Below are 17,920 nucleotides of genomic sequence, written 5' to 3'. Positions count from 1 at the left end.
CTGGCTGGCCGCTCGCCGCCGACGGCCGAGCTGACGCACGGCCGCCGGCGGGGTCCCAGCGCCCGGCCGGGTTCCGCCGGCGACCCGACGGGCCAGCACGGCGAGATCGCTCCGGTCAGGTCAGCGACGCCTCCGCAGCGGCCAGGAACGCGTCGTTCTCGGTCGGGGTGCCGATGGTGACCCGGACCCCGTCCCCGGCGAACGGCCGGACGATCACCCCGCGCGCCTCGCACGACTTGCCGAACGCCACCGCCCGCTCGCCGAGCGGTAGCCAGACGAAGTTGGCCTGGCTGGTCGGCACGTCGGGCACGAACTTCCGGATCGCCTCGGTGACCCGCTCCCGCTCGGCGACGACCAGGGCGCAGCGGCGCTCCATCTCCTCGGCCTGGGTGAGCGCGGCGAGCGCCCCGGCCTGGGCAGCGGTGCTGGTGGAGAACGGAGTCACCACCTTGCGGATCGCCGCCGCGACCACCGGCTGGGCAGCCAGCCAGCCGACCCGCAGCCCGGCCAGGCCCCATGCCTTGGACAGGGTGCGCAGCACCGCCACGTTCGGCCGGTCCAGGTAGCCGAGCCCGTCCGGCACGTCTGGGTCGGTGACGAACTCCCGGTACGCCTCGTCGATGACCACCAGCACGTCGTCCGGTACCGCGTCGAGGAACCGGTCCAGCCCGGCCCGGCGTACCGCCGTGCCGGTGGGGTTGTTCGGGTTGCAGACCAGGATCATCCGGGTCCGGTCGGTCACCGCCGCGGCCAGCGCCGCCAGGTCGTGCCCGTGCCCGGCGTCGTTGGGCACCCGCACGCTGGTCGCGCCGCTGGTCGCCGCGATGATCGGGTACGCCTCGAACGACCGCCACGAGTAGAGCAGCTCGTCGCCGGGCAGGCAGGTGGCCCGGACCAGGTGCTCGGCGAGCGCCACCGACCCGCAGCCGGTGGCGATCCGGTCGGCGTCGACCCCGTACCGCTGGGCCAGCGCGTCGCGTAGCGCCACCACGCCCATGTCCGGGTAGCGGTGCGCGGCGGTGACCGCCTCGGTGACCGCCTCCACCACGCCGGGCAGCGGCCCGTACGGCACCTCGTTGCTGGCCAGCTTGATCGCCTCCGGCAGACCCAGCTCCCGCGCCAGGTCGGCGGGGCTGCGCCCTGGTACGTAGCTGGGCAGCGCGTCCAGGTCGGCGCGGGTCAGCCGTTGCGCCGGCTGCTGACGTCCGGGGTCGGTCATGGGGTGTCTCCCGAGGGCTGGGTGCGGTCGTTCGGGGTGGCGGAAGCGATGGCGGGGAGTTGGACGACCACCGTCTGTGCGCGCTTGTCGTGCAGCGCCTGACGCAGCGGATGGTCGAAGAGTGGGGAGAGGGCGTCGACCAGTTGCAGAATCAGGCCGAGCCCGAGGCAGTACCAGGCCAGGGTGGGCAGGCCCAGCGTTGTCCACCGGATCAGCGCCCGGCCGAAGCCCAGCGGCTGGTCGGCGGTGAGCGGCACCGCGCGGATCCGCATCAGCCGCTTGCCGACGGTCTGCCCGCCGGCGGCCATGGCGGGCACCTCGTACGCCAGCCAGAGCGCGGTGGCGATCAGCAGGATCGCCACGATGAGGTTGCCAGCCTGCGGGCCGACCTCTGGCAGCCCCTCGGTGGACGGGTTGCCGGCCAACTGGCGCCGATACACCTCCCGCATGTACGGCAGCATCTCCCGGATCAGTCGCCAGACGAACCAGCCATTGACCAGAGCGTTCAGCGCGAAGACGATGGCGAAGTCGATCAGCCGGGCGGTGAAACGGGCGCCATAGCCGGCCAGCGGCAGGCCGTGCGGGCGCGGCTCGGGCGGCCGTCCGGGCCAGCCGGGCGGAACACCTTGTGGTCCCCAGCCGGGCGGAACACCTTGTGGTCCCCAGCCGGGCGGACCGGCTTGTGGTCCCCAGCCGGGCGGAACACCTTGCGGTCCCCAGCCGGGCGGAACACCCTGCGGTCCCTGGCCCGGCGGAACACCCTGCGGTCCCCAGCCGGGCGGACCGGTTTGAGGTCCCCAGCCCGGCGGACCGGCCTGCGGTCCCCAACCCGGGCCGTGCCCCGGCTGCGAACCCGGCCCGGGGTGCGGCGGCAAGCCCGGCGGGGCGGTCACCGGGGCGGCCGGCGCCGTGGGTTCGACCGGGGCGGGCGGGGGTTCGACCGGGGGCGGTCCCTCCGGCGGGGTGGCGTCGACGGGGATGGGTGCACCGAGCCAACCCTCACCGTCCCAGTACCGCCGGGTCTCAGGGTCGGCGGGGTCCACGTACCAGCCGGGTTGCACGCTCACCCGGACACCTTAACGACGACCGTTCGGGCGGCTTTGTCGTGGAGGCACTGCTGCCAGGGCTTGTCCCACAGCTGCCACAGCCCGTCGAGGTAGCTCAGGCCGGGAACCAGGCCGGCGCCCTGCTGCACCAGGTACCGCTTGGCGGCGGCCCGACGGTCGAGGGTGCGGGCCGGGTCGAGCGGCACGATCCGCAGTTTCATCATCTTCTTGCCGAGGGTCTGGCCGGTCTTGAACATCATCTCGACGTGGTAGATGTACGAGATCACGATCGAGACCACGATGATCGCGAGGTCGAGCCACAGCATCGGCACCAGGAAGTCGTTGAGGAAGTCGGGCTCTCTGACGGTGCCGTCCGGCGTGACCTGGACGAGGTCGGGCATGACGACGATCAAGAAGATGATCACCGCGGGCACAGCGAGCACCATGCCGATCGCCATGAACACCGCAGCGTCGATCAGGGCGGCCAGCAGCCGGTCGGAGAAGCTGGCCAGCGGCTGCCCGCCCGGGCTCAGCGTTGGTGGCGGCGTCACCGGTCGGGGTGGTCCGGCGTACCAGTGCGGCGGGGCGTACCCGGGCGGGGCGTACCCCGGCGGCACGGCGTACCCGGGCGGGGCGTACTGCGGCGGCACGGCGTACCCCTGGGGGTGTGGGCTGGGCGGCACGACGCCGCCGGCGGCAGGCGGGGGCCCACCGACCGGCGGCGTCGGGTACGACGGAGGCTGCGTCACGCTTGCAAGTGTTACAGGTTGCCGCGGGCTTCCTGCTCTCGCTCGATCGCCTGGAAGAGCGCCTTGAAGTTGCCCTTGCCGAAGCCGAGCGAGCCGTGCCGCTCGATCAGCTCGAAGAAGACGGTCGGGCGGTCCTGGACCGGCTTGGTGAAGATCTGGAGCAGGTAGCCGTCCTCGTCCCGGTCGACCAGGATCCGGCGAGCCTTCAGCTCCTCGATCGGCACCCGCACGTTGCCGATCCGGGCGCGCAGCTCCGGGTCCTCGTAGTACGAGTCCGGGGTGTCGAGGAACTCCACTCCGGCGGCCCGCATGGCGTCGACGCTGCCCAGGATGTCGTTGGTGGCGACCGCGATGTGCTGGGCGCCCGGCCCCTGGTAGAACTCCAGGTATTCGTCGATCTGCGACTTCTTGCGGGCGACCGCCGGCTCGTTCAGCGGGAACTTGACCTTGCGGGTGCCGTTCGCCACGACCTTGCTCATCAGCGCCGAGTAGTCGGTGGCGATGTCGTCGCCGATGAACTCCGCCATGTTGGAGAAGCCCATCACCCGCTTGTAGAACTCGACCCACTCGTCCATCCGGCCCAGCTCCACGTTGCCGACCACGTGGTCGACGGCCTGGAAGAAGCGCTTCGGCTGGATGCCGGCGTCGATCATCGGCTGCCGGTCCACGATCGGGCCGCGGGCCACGAAACCGGGCAGGAACGGGCCGGTGTAGCGGGACCGGTCGACAAGCGTGTGCCGGGTGTCGCCGTACGCGGCGATGGCGGCCAGCCGGACCGTGCCGTGCTCGTCGGTCACCTCGTGCGGCTCGACCACGCTGGTGGCGCCCTTCGCGATGGCGTGCGCGTACGCGGTGTCGACGTCCGGCACCTCCAGCGCGATGTCGCTCACCCCGTCGCTGTGCCGGGCCACGTGCTCGGCGCCGTCGGCGTCCGGGCGCACCACGCCGGTCAGCACGAACCGGGCGGAGCCGCTGGTCAGCACATACTGGGCGTGGTCCCGGTAGCCCTGCTCCGGGCCGCGGTACGCCACGCAGGTCATGCCGAACGCGGTGGAGTAGTAGTGCGCGGCCTGCTTGGCGTTGCCGACCAGGAAGTGCACGTGGTCGAGGCCCTTGACCGGGAACGGGTCGTGGCTGATGTCGTGGTCGACAGCGCCGACGAGCCGGCCGACGTCGACATCGACGTCCTCGGTCGACTGGGGTCGGTCGATCGCCTGGGTCATGGTGGCCTCCCTCGCGTACCGGCCGGCCTCGTGGCCGCCGTGGTTGGTTTCTGTGGCGAGGATCGCGCCGCCGACCCCGGGTGGGCAACTGTCGGAGTAAACGCTGGTCAGGTTGCGCATTCGGTATGGTCTGAACCCATGAACGGTGAGCAGGCTGTACAGCTCGACGCGCTCGACGTGCGCTTGATCGAACTGCTCGCCGAGGAGCCACGGATCGGGGTGCTGGAGTGCTCCCGGCGGCTCGGGGTGGCTCGGGGCACCGTGCAGGCCCGGCTGGACAAGCTGGTCGACCGGGGGGTCATCGGCGGCTTCGGCCCGGACATCTCACCGACCGCGATCGGGTTCGCGGTGACCAGCTTCGTCACCCTGGAGATCAGTCAGCGGCACGGCCACGACCCGGTCACCGCCCACCTGGCCGCCATCCCCGAGGTGCTGGAGGCGCACACCATCACAGGCTCCAGCGACCTGCTCTGCCGGATCGTGGCCCGCTCCAACACCGACCTGCAACGGGTCATCGACCAGATCGTCTCCTCGGCGGGCATTACCCGTGCCAGCACCATAATCGCGCTCGCCGAACAGATCCCGTACCGCACCCTCCCCCTGATCCGCAGCGCGATACGCCAGTAAGGAGCAGCGCCTCCGGCGGAGGAACGGTCCTCTGATAACACCTCCGGGCCCAGAAAGCGCGGCGACACGGCGGCGCGGGCGTACGGAAGATCCGTGATCGTGGCTACGGTGTGCGGTGTGGCGAAGGGGAGCGTGCGCGGCGGGCTGCTGCTTGGCCTCGCCGTGGTCGTCGCCCTCGCCGCCACCGGCGTGTGGAACCCTTTTCCGGGCCTGTGGGACTGGGTGGACCGCAGCCAACCCATCTCCGACCCGGACGTGGTCTGGCAGCAGCGGGTCGGCGGCACTCCGCGCAGCGTGACCATCGCTGGCGACGCCGTGGTGGTCGAGCAACGCACCCGGGTCGAAGCCCGCAGCCTGGCCACCGGCGCCAAGCTCTGGGAGCGCAAGGCGGACTGGTCGGCGGTCGCCGGCGGTGACCGGGACCCGGTCGTCGCCGTGGGCAAGCTGCTGGTCAAGGGGTACGAGCTGCTCGACCCGACCACCGGCGTGACCCGGCGGCGCGACGACGACGCGGTGGCCGTCTGGACGTACCGCAACCTGCTGCTGGACGCCCACTGCACGGACGCCACCGACTGCACGCTGAGCGCCTGGGAACCCCGCGGCACCGCACCACTGTGGACGGCCTTCCTGCCCGGGGTGCACAGCGGGCTGCTCGCCGACAACCCAGGGCTGCGCGGCACCCGCCGGATCACCACCACCCGGATCGACGACGGGGTGGCCGGGCCCGAACCGGTGCCACCGCTGCTCGGCTTCCCGGTCGACGGCCGCGTACACGTGGTCGACACCGCCACCGGGCGGGTACTGCAGAACGTCGAGCCGGGCCAGGACGAGCGGCTCTCGGTGGTGGGTGGCCGGATGCTGCGGATCGCCGCCCGCTCCCAGGACGGCACCTGCTACTTCGCCATCTCCGCACGGGACCCGGCGACCGGTCAGGAGGCCTGGCAGCGCGCCGGGGTCAACCTGCGGACCGCCGACAGTGCCGGCTGCGTGCAGCGGGAGGACCCGCAGGGCGCGCGGAACGTACTGATCGGGGTCGGCCCTGATGGCCGCGAGGCGGTCATCGACGGGTACGACGGGCGGCTGCTCTGGGTCGGCGAACCAGGGACCCGGCTGATCGCGGTCGACGACCGTTACGCCCTGTTCCGGGCGGCCGACAAGCGCTCGGTGGTGGCCCGCGAGCTCGGCACCGACCGGGTTCTGTGGACCCGGCCCGCCAGCGGCAAGTCCGGTGCCGCGCTCACTCCGTACGCGGCCGTGGTCGCCGACGAGAAGCCGACCCGGTTGGTCGCCGTGAACCCGCGGACCGGCCGGGAGTTGGCCGCCCTGCGGACCTCCTCGAACGCCCTCGCGGTCGGGCCGCAAGGCATGATCATCGGCGAGGGCCGGGAAATCGGGTACGTCCGCTTCGACGGCGGCGCCACCGGCGGCACCCCTGCCCCGCGGCCCGGCGACGGCGGCACCCCCGGCCCGGGCGGCACCGGCCCGGGCGGCACCGGCCCGGGCGGCACCGGCCCCAACCCCGGCGACGACGGCACCTGCGGCCCCAAGCGGGAACAATGCCCCGACCCGGGCAGCGGCAAGGACGGCTGAGCGGGCGGGTCGGCAGGGCGTGCCCAGCCATCAGCGGCGGTGGCCGGGACGAGTCGGAAGCGCGGGCGGACCCGGCGGGTGAGAGCGGCGTCCCAGGACCGCCCGGCGGGTGAGAATGATCGACCGGTCTGCCCTAGGCTTGCCGCTCATGAGCAGTGCCGCCGCATTCTCGTACGCCCCCCTGCTGCCGACCGGCCCCGACCAGACGGACTACCGCCTGGTCACCGACGAGGGCGTGGACGTCGTACACGGCCCGGGAGGCCGCCGATTCCTCACCGTGGAACCGGCCGCGCTCACCGCGCTGACCGCCGAAGCGATGCACGACATCGCGCACTTCCTGCGCCCGGCGCACCTGGCCCAGCTCCGGGCGATCATCGACGACCCGGCAGCCTCGCCGAACGACCGGTTCGTCGCGCTGGACCTGCTGCGCAACGCCAACATCGCCGCCGGCGGGGTGCTGCCGATGTGCCAGGACACCGGCACCGCGATCGTGATGGGCAAGCGCGGCCGGCACGTGCTGACCGACGGCGCTGACGCCGAGGCCATCTCCCGGGGCGTCTACCAGGCGTACACCAAGCTGAACCTGCGCTACTCCCAGCTCGCCCCGCTGACCATGTGGGACGAGCGGAACACCGGCAGCAACCTGCCGGCCCAGGTCGAGCTGTACGCCGAGGACCCGGACGGGCACCCCGACGCGTACAAGTTCCTGTTCATGGCCAAGGGCGGCGGGTCGGCCAACAAGTCGTACCTCTACCAGGAGACCAAGGCGCTGCTCAACCCGACGCGGATGATGCAGTTCCTGGAGGAGAAGCTGCGGCTGATCGGCACCGCCGCCTGCCCGCCGTACCACCTGGCCATCGTCATCGGCGGCACCTCCGCCGAGTACGCGTTGAAGACCGCGAAGTACGCCAGCGCCAAGTACCTCGACGCGCTGCCCACCGCCGGTTCGCTGAGCGCCCACGGGTTCCGCGACCTGGAGCTGGAGGCGGAGGTGCTGGAGCTGACCCGCAACTTCGGCATCGGCGCGCAGTTCGGCGGCCGGTACTTCTGCCACGACGTACGGGTGGTCCGGCTGCCCCGGCACGGAGCCTCCTGCCCGGTGGCGATCGCCGTGTCCTGCTCGGCGGACCGGCAGGCCGTCGCCAAGATCACCCCGTCGGGCGTGTGGCTGGAGCGACTGGAGACCGATCCGGCACGCTTCCTGCCCGACGTCACCGACGACTCGCTCGACGCCGAGGTGGTCGTCCGGGTCGACCTGAACCGGCCGATGGACGAGATCCGCGCCGAGCTGTCCAAGTACCCGGTGAAGACCCGGCTGTCGTTGTCCGGCCCGCTGGTGGTGGCCCGGGACATCGCGCACGCCAAGATCGCCGAGCGGTTGGACGCCGGCGAGCCGATGCCGCAGTACCTGCGCGACCACGCGGTCTACTACGCCGGCCCGGCGAAGACCCCCGAAGGTTACGCCTCCGGCTCGTTCGGCCCGACCACCGCCGGGCGGATGGACGCGTACGTGGAGAAGTTCCAGGCCGCCGGTGGCTCGCAGGTGATGCTGGCCAAGGGCAACCGGTCGGGCCAGGTGACCCGCTCCTGCCAGCAGCACGGCGGCTTCTACCTCGGCTCGATCGGCGGCCCTGCGGCCCGCCTCGCCCAGGACTGCATCAAGCACGTCGAGGTCCTGGAGTACCCGGAGCTGGGCATGGAGGCGGTCTGGAAGATCGAGGTGGAGGACTTCCCCGCCTTCATCGTGGTCGACGACAAGGGCAACGACTTCTTCGCCGAGGTCACCAAGCCGGTGCTCACCGTCGGGCGTCGCTGACCCGACAGACAGCGAAGGGGGCACCGGGCGTCTCCGCCCGGTGCCCCCTGTCGCCGTCCGCGCTCCACCGACATCGGTGCGCCCGCCCGCTGAGGTGGAACGGGCGCACCGCCCCCGTCGGATGTCGTCACCGACAACCCGGAGTGAGTCTTCGGTGCGCCGCTGTCGATCCACTCTCAGATCACTCTCGGCGGATCGGGGCGATCCGTGATCGTCGGGCTACTCTGCTGGAAGTTGCACTGTCGATGCGGGGGAGCAGATGCGGTTCGGGATCCTGGGGCCTCTGCGGATCGGCGGTGGCGAGTCCACGGTCACCGCCGGTCGCGACCGGATCGTGCTCGCCATGCTGCTGCTCCGTGCTGGCCGGCTGGTGCCGGTCGAGGAGCTGGTCGACGCGGTCTGGGAGGATCGCCCGCCGGCCACCGCCCGGGCACAGTTGCAGACCTGCGTGTCGCGGTTGCGGCGCCGGCTCGCCGAGCTCGGGCTGGCACCGGAGACCATCGTCACCGACCCAGCGGGGTACGGCATCCGTACCGCCCCAGCGGACCTGGATGCCGAGGTCTTCACCCGCGGAGTGGAGGCGGCCCGGGCCGCCGTGGCGGCAGGCCGGTTGACCGACGCGCGGGAGCAATTCCGCGCCGCGCTGTCGCTCTGGCGGGGGCCGGCGCTGGCCGGTATCCCCAGCCGCAGCGTCCGCCGTCGCGCGCAGGCGCTCGACGAGCAGTGCCTCACCGCACTGGAGGTGTGCGTCGACGTCGAGCTGCGCCTCGGGCAGGCCGACGAGCTGATCGAGGAGCTGACCGAGAGTGTCGACCGGCACCCGCTGCGGGAGCGGCTGCGTGCCCAACTGATGCTCGCCCTCGCCTCGGTCGGCCGGCAGGCCGATGCGCTGGTGGTCTACCGCGAGGGCCGGCGGTTCTACGCCGACGAGTTGGGCATCGAGCCGGGCGCCGAGTTGCAGGAGCTGCACCAAAGGGTGCTCGCCGGCGACCTGGCCCTGTCAGGCCGGCAGACCCGGTCGATCGCCCCGGTCCGCTCGTTGCCCCGCGCGATCGGTGACTTCACCGGCCGGCAGGACACGGTTGGCCGCCTGGTCAAGCAGGTGGAGGAGAACGTCGCCCAGATCCAACTGATCGACGGGATGGCCGGCAGCGGCAAGACAACCGTCGCCGTGCACGTCGCCACGGCTCTCGCCGACCGCTACCCGGACGCCCAGCTCTTCATCGACCTGCACGGGCACAGCGAGCGCAGCCCGTTGACGCCCGGCGCGGCCGTGGCCACCCTGCTGCGTCAGCTGGGCGTGCCGGCGGAGCGGGTGCCGGTGAACCTGGACGACCAGCTGGCGCTCTGGCGGACCGAGCTGGCCGGTCGGCGCGCAGTGGTGGTGCTGGACAACGCGGCCAGTGCCGACCAGGTGAATCCGCTGCTGCCCAACGGCCCGCACTGCCTTGTCCTGATCACCAGTCGCCGCCGGCTGGTCGGGGTGGACGAGGGACGACCGTCGTCGCTGCCCGTGCTCGACGCCGACGAGGCGGTCGAGTTGCTCGGGCGGGTGGCCGGTGCGGACCGGGTGGCGGCGGAGCCGGAAGCAGCCGCCGAGGTGGTCCGCCGCTGTGGCCACCTGCCCCTCGCCATCCGGCTGGCCGGTTCTCGACTGGCGCACCGGCCCCGCCTGCGGATCGCCGACCTGGCCGAGCGGCTGACCTCCCGGCGGGATCCGCTGGCCGAGTTCGAGGCGGGTGAGCGGTCCGTCGGCCGCGCCTTCGCCCTGTCGTACGGCCAGGTGTCACCTGCGGCGCAACGAGCGTTCCGGCTGCTGGGCCTGCACCCGGGGGTACGTTTCGACAACCCGATCGTCGCCGTCCTCACGCAGCTTCCCCTACCCGAGGCACAGGACCTGATCGACGAGTTGGTCGACGCGCATCTGGTGGAAGAGGCGGAGTCGGACCGCTACCGGTTGCACGACCTGGTCCGGGAGTACGCGCGGACGCTGGTCGCCGCGCCGGAGCGGGCAGCCGAGCGGCGCGACGCTATCGAGCGCCTGCTCGGCCACCACCTGCACGTCGCCGCGGCGATCGCCCGGAGGACGGAGCTCTCCGCCGGCGACTCGCTCATCCTGCTGCCTGAGCCGGCCTGCCCCGACCTGGTCGCGCCCATCGCGGCCCAGGGTCGGGTCTGGTTCGACGAGAACATGCCCGCGTTGGGCGCCCTGGTCCGGCTGGCCGAGACCGAGGGATTTCCGCGTCTCTGCTGGCAGTTGGCGCGGGCCTGCTGGTACGCCCAGTTCGAGGGCGGTCGCCTCGACGAGCTGATCGAAACGCACGCGGTTGGCCTTCGCGCCGCCGAGGAGTTGGGTGACGACGCGGCGGTGGCGATGACGCTGAACTACCTCGCCTCGGCCCACTACCGGCTGGGCGGGTTCTCCGAGTCGATCCGGCTGATGGAGAGGGCGGTCGACCTCTACCGCCGGCTCGGGTCGCGTCGCGATGTCCGCAACACCCTGGGCAACCTGGGCACCGCGCACGTCGCCAATGGCAACTACCGCCTGGGCCGGGAGTGCTACCACGCATCCGCCGCGCTGGCGCGGCGGATGCAGGAGCAGGTCCCGCTGGCGAACGCGCTCAACAATCTGTCGATCGCGCTGCTGCTGTGGGGCCGGCACGAGGAGGCCCTGCGTACAGCCCGACGCCACCTGTCGCTGGGCCGGGAGATCGGCGACCTCCGGCAGGTCGGCAATGCCATCGGGCACCTGGGCATGATCCGGCACCGGATGGGCCACGGGGAGCCAGCCCGCCGGCTGCTGCGGGTGGCGCTGCGCCTCAAGCGCGAGGCCGGCAACCGGTTCGGCGAGGGCGAGGTGCTCACCGAGATCGGGATGATGGAGTGGGAAGCGGGCCGCCCGCAACGGGCCGCCGACCTGTACCGGGCGGCGCTCGTCGAGATGACCGGGGTGGGCGACCGGATCGGCCAGTGCGCCTCGCGGAATCTGTTGGCCCAGGCGATCCTCGACCAGGGGGACGTGGCCAGCGCGCTGGACCTGCACCGCAGGGTGTTGGGGGACGCCACGCGGATCAACGCGCGCTACGAGCAGGCCCGGGCGTTGGACGGCATCGCCCGCTGCCTGCGCCCGACTGATCCGGCGGCGGCTCGATCGCACTGGGTCCGGGCGCTCGCGCTGTTCCGGCAGATCGAGTCGCCGGACCAGCACGAGGTGGAGCGACTGCTGGCCGAGTTGGACTGACGGATCATCTGCACGTCGGCCACGAGCGCGGCAGGATGGTACGCGTGACGACTCCAGAAGCGACCGGTTACCGGATCGAACGCGACTCGATGGGTGAGGTGGAGGTGCCCGCCGAGGCGCTGTGGCGGGCGCAGACCCAGCGTGCGGTGCAGAACTTCCCGATCTCCGGCCGGGGCATCGAGCCGGCCCAGATCAAGGCGCTCGCCCAGATCAAGGGCGCGGCGGCCGAGGTCAACGGCGAGTTGGGCGTGATCGACGCGAACGTGGCCGCGGCGATCACCGCCGCCGCCGCGCACGTGGCCGACGGCGGCTACGACGACCAGTTCCCGATCGACGTGTTCCAGACCGGCTCCGGAACGTCGTCCAACATGAACGCCAACGAGGTGATCGCCACCCTGGCCACCCAGGAGCTTGGCCGGGACGTGCACCCGAACGACCACGTCAACGCCTCGCAGTCCAGCAACGACGTCTTTCCGTCCTCGATCCACCTGGCCGCCACCCAGTTCATCGTGGAGGACCTGCTGCCGTCACTGATCCACCTCGCCACGGCATTGGAGGCCAAGGCGGCGGAGTTCGAGACGGTGGTCAAGGCCGGACGGACCCACCTGATGGACGCCACGCCGGTCACCCTTGGCCAGGAGTTCGGCGGGTACGCCGCCCAGGTCCGGTACGGCGTCGAGCGGCTGGAGTCGGCGCTGCCCCGGCTGGCAGAGCTGCCGTTGGGCGGCACCGCCGTGGGCACCGGGATCAACACCCCGCTCGGCTTCGCCGCCGCCGTGATCGGCAAGCTGCGCGAGTCGACCGGGTTGCCGCTGACCGAGGCGCGCAACCACTTCGAGGCCCAGGGCGCCCGGGATGCGCTGGTGGAGACCTCGGGGCAGCTGCGGACCGTGGCGGTCGGGCTGTACAAGATCGCCAACGACATCCGCTGGATGGGCTCCGGCCCCCGGGCCGGCCTGGGCGAGCTGCGCATCCCCGACCTCCAGCCCGGCTCGTCGATCATGCCGGGGAAGGTCAACCCGGTGGTCGCCGAGGCGATGCGGCAGGTCTGCGCCCAGGTCATCGGCAATGACGCGACGGTGGGCTTCGCTGGTTCGCAGGGCGACTTCGAGCTCAACGTGATGCTCCCGGTGATGGGCCGCAACCTGCTGGAGTCGATCCGGCTGCTGGCGGCGACTAGTCGGCTGTTCGCCGACCGCCTGGTGGTCGACCTGGTCGCGGACGCCGAGGTCTGCCTGGCGTACGCCGAGGGCTCGCCGTCGATCGTCACGCCGCTCAATCGCCACCTCGGGTACGACGAGGCCGCCTCGATCGCCAAGGAGGCGCTGGCCAAGCAGACCTCCATCCGCGAGGTGGTGATCTCCCGGGGTCACATCGACTCGGGCAAGCTCAGCGAGACCCAACTCGACGAGGCGCTCGACCTGCTCCGGATGACCCACCCCTGACGCCCCAGGGCGGCGGGGAGTAAGTCGGTCGACGGGGGCGCGGAGTGGGCGGGATGATCCTGCGGTGTCGAACGGTGACCTTCAGGGTGCGGCCGGCGTGCCGCCGGTGACCGAGCGGCTGCGGCTGCGGCGGTTCACCATGGCCGACGTGGACGCGCTGGTCGAGCTGGACAGCGATCCCGAGGTGATGCGCTTCCTCACCGGTGGCGTCGCCACCCCGATGGCCACGGTCCGGGACGAGCAGTTGCCGAAGATGCTGGCACAGTACGACCGGCATCCGGGGTTGGGCCGCTGGGCGGCGCTCGACCCTGAGACCGGCGGGTTCCTGGGTTGGTTCGCGCTCGACCCGTCGGCCGACGGCACCGAGGCCGAGTTGGGCTACCGGCTGCGCCGCTCGACGTGGGGGCGCGGGCTGGCCACCGAGGGTTCTCGGGCGTTGGTCCGGTACGCCTTCGGCACTGTCGGCATGCGCCGGGTCTGGGCCGAGACGATGACCGTCAACGACCGCTCCCGACGGGTGATGGCCAAGGCCGGCCTGCGCTACCTGCGTACCTTCCACCTGCAGTGGGACGACCCGATCCCGGGCACCGAGCACGGCGAGGTGGAGTACGAGCTGCGGGCCGAGGAGTGGGCGGCCACCGCTCAGGAGTGGCCGGCGGCCCGGCGGGCGCGGTAGGCGGTCACCGCGGCGCGGTTGCCGCAGCCGGCCTCGCAGAACCGCCGCGACCGGTTGCGGGATAGGTCGACGAGCACGTTGTCGCAGTCCGGGTACTCGCAGATCCGCAGCCGGCTCAGCTCCCCGGCTCGGACCAGGTCGGCCATCGCCATCGCCGCCTCCACCGCGATCCGGGTGGCCAGCGGCGCGTCGCGGGGCACGGCGTGCAGGTGGTACGGCTCGTCGTCGTGCTCGATCAGCTGCGGCAGCGCCCGATGCTCGAGCAGCAGGCTGTTGACCACGGCGACGACCTCGGCGGGCTCGCCGTACCAGATGCGGCGCAGCCGGGGTCGCAGCTCCCGGACGGCGCGTAACTCGGCGTCGGTGTGCTCGTGCCGCCCGCTGTAGGTGTGCCGGACGAAGAACGTGTCCAGCGCGGCGATGTCGGGCAGCAGTTCGCCGTCCCGGCCCGCGGTGTTGACCAGCGCGGCGGCGGCGATCAGCGAACACTCGGTGTCATGAGCGAACAGCAACTTGACTCCTGTCACAGGGGCCGCCTAGCGTCATGGGTACAAGGATAGTTTGCTCATGACACCGTGTCGTCCCGAGGAGCGCGAGATGCAGTCACGACCCGCCGCAGGCGCCGCGCTGGCGCTGCTCTCCGCGGTCACCTTCGCCACCTCGGGCACCTTCGCCCGGTCACTCATCGAGGCCGGCTGGTCGGCCGAGGCCGCGGTGATCGCCCGGGTCGGCATCGCTGCCCTGGTGCTGGCGATCCCCGCCCTGCTGTCGCTGCGCGGCAGGTGGCACGTGCTGCGGCAGAACGCCACGGCGATCGGGATGTTCGGTCTGCTCGGCGTGGCGCTGGCCCAGGTCTGCTTCTTCAACGCCGTGCGCTACCTGCCGGTCGGCATCGCACTGCTGCTGGAGTACCTGGGCATCATCCTCGTCGTGGGCTGGATGTGGCTGCGGCACGGGTAGCGCCCGCGCCGGCTCACCGTGGCCGGCTCGGTGGCCGCCCTGGCCGGGCTGGCGTTCGTGCTGGACGTCACCGGCACCGCCGGCTTCCACCCGGTGGGCGTGCTCTGGGGGCTGGGCGCCGCATTCGGCCTGGCGGGCTACTTCGTGCTCGCCGGCCGGGTCGATCCCCGCCTACCCTCGGTCGCCATGGCCAGCGGCGGGATGGCTGTCGGCGCCGCCACGCTGCTCATCATCGGGCTGACCGGTCTGCTGCCGCTGCGGGCCACCTTCGGTGAGGTCACCTTCGCCGGGCAGCGCACCAGCTGGCTGCTGCCAATCGTCGGGCTCTCCCTGGTGGCTGCGGTGATCGCGTACCTGGCCGGCATCGCCGGCACGCGGATCCTCGGCCCCCGGCTCTCGTCGTTCGTCGGGCTGACCGAGGTGCTCTTCGCGGTGCTGATCGCCTGGCTGCTCCTGGACGAGCTGCCCACCGCCTGGCAGTTGTTCGGCGGCGCGATGATCGTCGCCGGGGTCGCACTCGTGCGCCTCGACGAGCTGCGCGGGTCGTCAGCACCAGAGCCAGCGCCCGCGCCCGCCTCGCCCGAGCCCGCGCTGGCCCTCGACGGCCGATGAGACAGTGGTCCCCGTGCTGACCACCGTGGTGTTCGACGCCGACGAGACCCTGCTGGATCTGCGCCCGGCGGTGACCGGCGGGCTGCTGGCCGTCCTCGACGAGATGCGGCGGCGCAGCCCGGCGGCGGCCGAGGTGTCGCTCGCCGAGTTGGAGTCGGACTGGGGCGCGGTCTTCGGGGAGCTGAGCGCCGCTCCGGTGGCGGAGATCCGGCGCGCCGCGCTGGCCCGGTCGCTGGCCCGCGCCGGACTGGACGCGCACCTGGACGAGGTCGCCGCCCTCTTCTTCGCCCGCCGATTCGCCCTCACCCGACCGTTCCCGGACGTGCCGCCGGCGCTGGCCAGGCTGCGCGACCGGTACACGCTGGGCTTCGCCACCAACGGCAACAGCCGCGCCGAACGCTGCGGGCTCGCCGGCGAGTTCGCCTTCGAGGTGTACGCGCACGAGAACGGCCTGCCAAAGAAGCCAGCCCCGGAGTTCTACGCGGCGGTGGTCGAGGCAGCCGGGGTGCCGGCCGGGCAGATCGTCTACGTCGGTGACTCGTGGGAGCACGACGTTGTGGCACCGCAGCGGGCCGGCCTGCGATCGGTGTGGTTGAACCGGCACAGCCTGCCCCGCCCGGTCGGGGGTGCGCCCGACGCCGAGGTGTCCACCATGGCCGATCTTCCAGTGGCGCTGGCCGACCTGCCCGCGATACTGGCTGACCTGCCCGTGCAGCCGGCCGACCGACCGGTGGTGCGGGCCGATCTACCCGGGGTTCGCGCCCAGCAGGGCGGGGCTCGCGCCGACCTGGGCGGATGATGGAGAGATTCACCGCCATAACGGACGCTGACCTGGCGCAAACCCGCCGAGTGTTGTGTGATGGCTGCCACGTCCCTCAACGAGAGGATCCGATGTGGTGAGCAAGCGCTTCACCGCCGGTGCCGTCGCGACCGCGGCTGTGCTGGCACTTACGGTGACGGGGTTGGGTGTACCAGCCAACGCCGCGCCGACCAGCTTCCGAACCTTCACCGTCGTCGCCGAGGATGGCGTCGCCGCCGAGACGGCTGTCGCCGCCATCCGGGCTGCTGGCGGCACTGTGGTGTCCCGGTCCGACGAGGTCGGCATGTTCCAGGTGACCAGCGACCGGGCTGACTTCGCGGTCAGGGCGACCGCTGCCCCGACGCTGATCGGCGCCGCCGAGCAGAAGGCCATCGGCCGCAAGCCGAAGCTGGACCGGGTCGAGCAGGAGCAGGTGCTGGCCAACACGGCCGCCGCCGGTGCCGCCGCCAAGAAGGGCGCCAAGCTGGACCCGCTTGACGAGAAGCTCTGGGGCCTGGAGATGATCCGGGCCGACCAGGCCCGCAAGATCGAGCCGGGTGACCGCCGGGTGACCGTCGGCGTGCTGGACACCGGCGTCGATGCCAGCCACCCCGACATCGCGCCGAACTTCAACTGGTCGCTGTCGCGCAACTTCGCGCCGGACCTGGCCGACGTGGATGGCCCGTGTGAGGTGCCGAGCTGCCTCGACGCGGTGGGCACCGACGACGGTGGGCACGGCACCCACGTGGCGGGGACCATCGGCGCGGCCGCCAACGGCCTCGGCCTCTCCGGCGTCGCCCCGAACATCTCCCTGGTCGAGCTGAAGGGTGGCCAGGACTCCGGCTACTTCTTCCTCAACCCGGTGGTCAACGCTCTGGTCTACGCCGGCCGATCCGGGATCGACGTGGTCAACATGTCGTTCTACGTCGACCCGTGGCTCTACAACTGCAACGCCAACCCGGCCGACTCCCCGGCGAGCCAGGCCGAGCAGCGGGCCATCATCAAGGCGATGAAGCGGGCACTGACCTTCGCTCACAACAAGGGCGTCACCCTGGTCGGCGCGCTCGGCAACAACAACGAGGACCTGGGCGCACCGCGCACGGACATCAGCAGCCCGGACTACGGCGCCGCTCCGTACCCCCGGCCGATCGACAACAACAGCTGCTGGGACCTGCCTGCCGAGGGCCCGCACGTGATCGGTGTGTCGGCGGTCGGCCCGTCCGGCAAGAAGGCGGACTTCTCCAACTACGGCACCGAGCAGATCTCGGTCGCCGCGCCGGGTGGCTTCGCCCGGGACGGCTTCGGGACCCCGACGTACAACAGCCCGGGCAACCGGATCCTCTCCACGTACCCACTGAAGGTGCTCCAGGAGGAGCCGATCTCCCCGACCATCCCGGATCCCCGGGTGGACGCCAACGGCAACATCGACCCGCGGGTGGCCACGCTCGTCTTCAAGCAGTGCAAGGCCAACGGTGACTGCGGCTACTACACCTACCTGCAGGGCACCTCGATGGCGTCCCCGCACGCCGCAGGCGTGGCCGCGCTGATCGTCAGCCGGTTCGGCAAGGCGGAGCGCCGGGGTGGCTTCGGCATGTCGCCGGACCTGGTCGAGCAGCACCTCTACCGGACGGCGGCCGAGCACGCCTGCCCGGAGCCGCGGCTGCAGCAGTACCGCAATGAGGGCCGGGACGAGACCTACGACGCCTACTGCGCCGGTGGGGTCAACTTCAACGGCTTCTACGGGTACGGAATCGTCGACGCCTACGCGGCGGTGAAGACCCCGCTCAAGCCGAACGCCCGTCCGTAAGGCAACACATCGGGGCCCGGTCGACCACGGTCGACCGGGCCCCGACGCATTCCCGCGCCTCGACCGTGCGCGCCTCGACCGTGCGCGCCTCGACCGTGCGGGCCTCGACC

General features: G+C 71.9%; 13 protein-coding genes and 1 pseudogene. 9 read left to right on the top strand and 5 right to left on the bottom strand.

Features of this window, described 5'->3' with window-relative positions; translation table 11 throughout:
• Positions 1–115 precede the first annotated feature (115 nt).
• The 4 genes from hisC to hppD are packed head-to-tail and all read right to left on the bottom strand — an operon-like array spanning position 116 to position 4,237.
• Positions 116–1,219, bottom strand: a complete 1,104-nt coding sequence (gene hisC / locus OG470_RS04715) for a histidinol-phosphate transaminase (RefSeq protein WP_328421132.1) — start codon at positions 1,217–1,219, stop codon at positions 116–118.
• Positions 1,216–2,286: an RDD family protein gene (locus tag OG470_RS04710; protein WP_328421130.1), complete on the bottom strand. Its 1,071-nt coding sequence runs from the start codon at positions 2,284–2,286 to the stop codon at positions 1,216–1,218. The genes hisC and OG470_RS04710 overlap by 4 nt, the downstream gene beginning before the upstream one ends.
• The gene (locus OG470_RS04705; RefSeq protein ID WP_328421129.1) at positions 2,283–3,014 is read right to left on the bottom strand and encodes an RDD family protein; all 732 of its coding nucleotides are present in this window, start codon (positions 3,012–3,014) and stop codon (positions 2,283–2,285) included. Before OG470_RS04705 ends, OG470_RS04710 begins: the two co-directional genes overlap by 4 nt.
• Before the next feature lie 11 nt (positions 3,015–3,025).
• The gene (gene hppD, locus OG470_RS04700; RefSeq protein WP_328421127.1) at positions 3,026–4,237 is read right to left on the bottom strand and encodes a 4-hydroxyphenylpyruvate dioxygenase; all 1,212 of its coding nucleotides are present in this window, start codon (positions 4,235–4,237) and stop codon (positions 3,026–3,028) included.
• 138 nt (positions 4,238–4,375) lie between these two features.
• Between hppD and OG470_RS04695 the strand changes: the two genes are divergently transcribed.
• From OG470_RS04695 to OG470_RS04670, 6 genes are all read left to right on the top strand, one after another.
• Positions 4,376–4,864 carry an Lrp/AsnC family transcriptional regulator gene (locus OG470_RS04695; protein ID WP_328421125.1) on the top strand — a complete coding sequence of 163 codons (489 nt, stop codon included), beginning with the start codon at positions 4,376–4,378 and terminating at the stop codon, positions 4,862–4,864.
• 108 nt (positions 4,865–4,972) lie between these two features.
• A complete protein-coding gene (locus tag OG470_RS04690; RefSeq protein ID WP_442931178.1) occupies positions 4,973–6,454 on the top strand; it encodes an outer membrane protein assembly factor BamB family protein in 1,482 nt (493 codons plus the stop codon).
• Between the two features lie 148 nt (positions 6,455–6,602).
• Positions 6,603–8,270 (top strand): fumarate hydratase, encoded by a 1,668-nt coding sequence (locus tag OG470_RS04685; RefSeq protein WP_328421121.1) that lies wholly within the window; start codon positions 6,603–6,605, stop codon positions 8,268–8,270.
• A 259-nt stretch (positions 8,271–8,529) separates the two neighbouring features.
• On the top strand, positions 8,530–11,511 hold the full coding sequence (locus OG470_RS04680) for an AfsR/SARP family transcriptional regulator (protein ID WP_328421119.1): 2,982 nt from the start codon (positions 8,530–8,532) through the stop codon (positions 11,509–11,511).
• Between the two features lie 35 nt (positions 11,512–11,546).
• Entirely contained in the window at positions 11,547–12,956 is a 1,410-nt protein-coding gene (locus OG470_RS04675) for a class II fumarate hydratase (protein WP_328421117.1), read from the top strand.
• A gap of 64 nt (positions 12,957–13,020) precedes the next feature.
• Positions 13,021–13,632, top strand: a complete 612-nt coding sequence (locus tag OG470_RS04670) for a GNAT family N-acetyltransferase (RefSeq protein WP_328421115.1) — start codon at positions 13,021–13,023, stop codon at positions 13,630–13,632.
• On the opposite strand, the gene OG470_RS04665 is transcribed toward OG470_RS04670, so the two are convergent.
• On the bottom strand, positions 13,599–14,144 hold the full coding sequence (locus OG470_RS04665) for a CGNR zinc finger domain-containing protein (protein ID WP_328421113.1): 546 nt from the start codon (positions 14,142–14,144) through the stop codon (positions 13,599–13,601). The two genes, OG470_RS04670 and OG470_RS04665, sit on opposite strands and share 34 nt — an antisense overlap.
• 85 nt (positions 14,145–14,229) lie before the next feature.
• On the opposite strand from OG470_RS04665, the pseudogene OG470_RS04660 reads away from it, so the two are divergent.
• From OG470_RS04660 to OG470_RS04650, 3 genes and pseudogenes are all read left to right on the top strand, one after another.
• Positions 14,230–15,204: pseudogene (locus OG470_RS04660) on the top strand (EamA family transporter).
• Between the two features lie 13 nt (positions 15,205–15,217).
• On the top strand, positions 15,218–16,003 hold the full coding sequence (locus OG470_RS04655; RefSeq protein WP_328421111.1) for an HAD family hydrolase: 786 nt from the start codon (positions 15,218–15,220) through the stop codon (positions 16,001–16,003).
• A gap of 97 nt (positions 16,004–16,100) precedes the next feature.
• Positions 16,101–17,810, top strand: coding sequence for a S8 family serine peptidase (locus OG470_RS04650; RefSeq protein WP_328421109.1), 1,710 nt, complete (start codon positions 16,101–16,103; stop codon positions 17,808–17,810).
• Positions 17,811–17,920 lie beyond the last annotated feature (110 nt).

It is taken from the genome of Micromonospora sp. NBC_00389 (assembly GCF_036059255.1).
Lineage (GTDB): Bacteria > Actinomycetota > Actinomycetes > Mycobacteriales > Micromonosporaceae > Micromonospora.
This window is presented reverse-complemented; position numbering and strand designations above follow the sequence as displayed.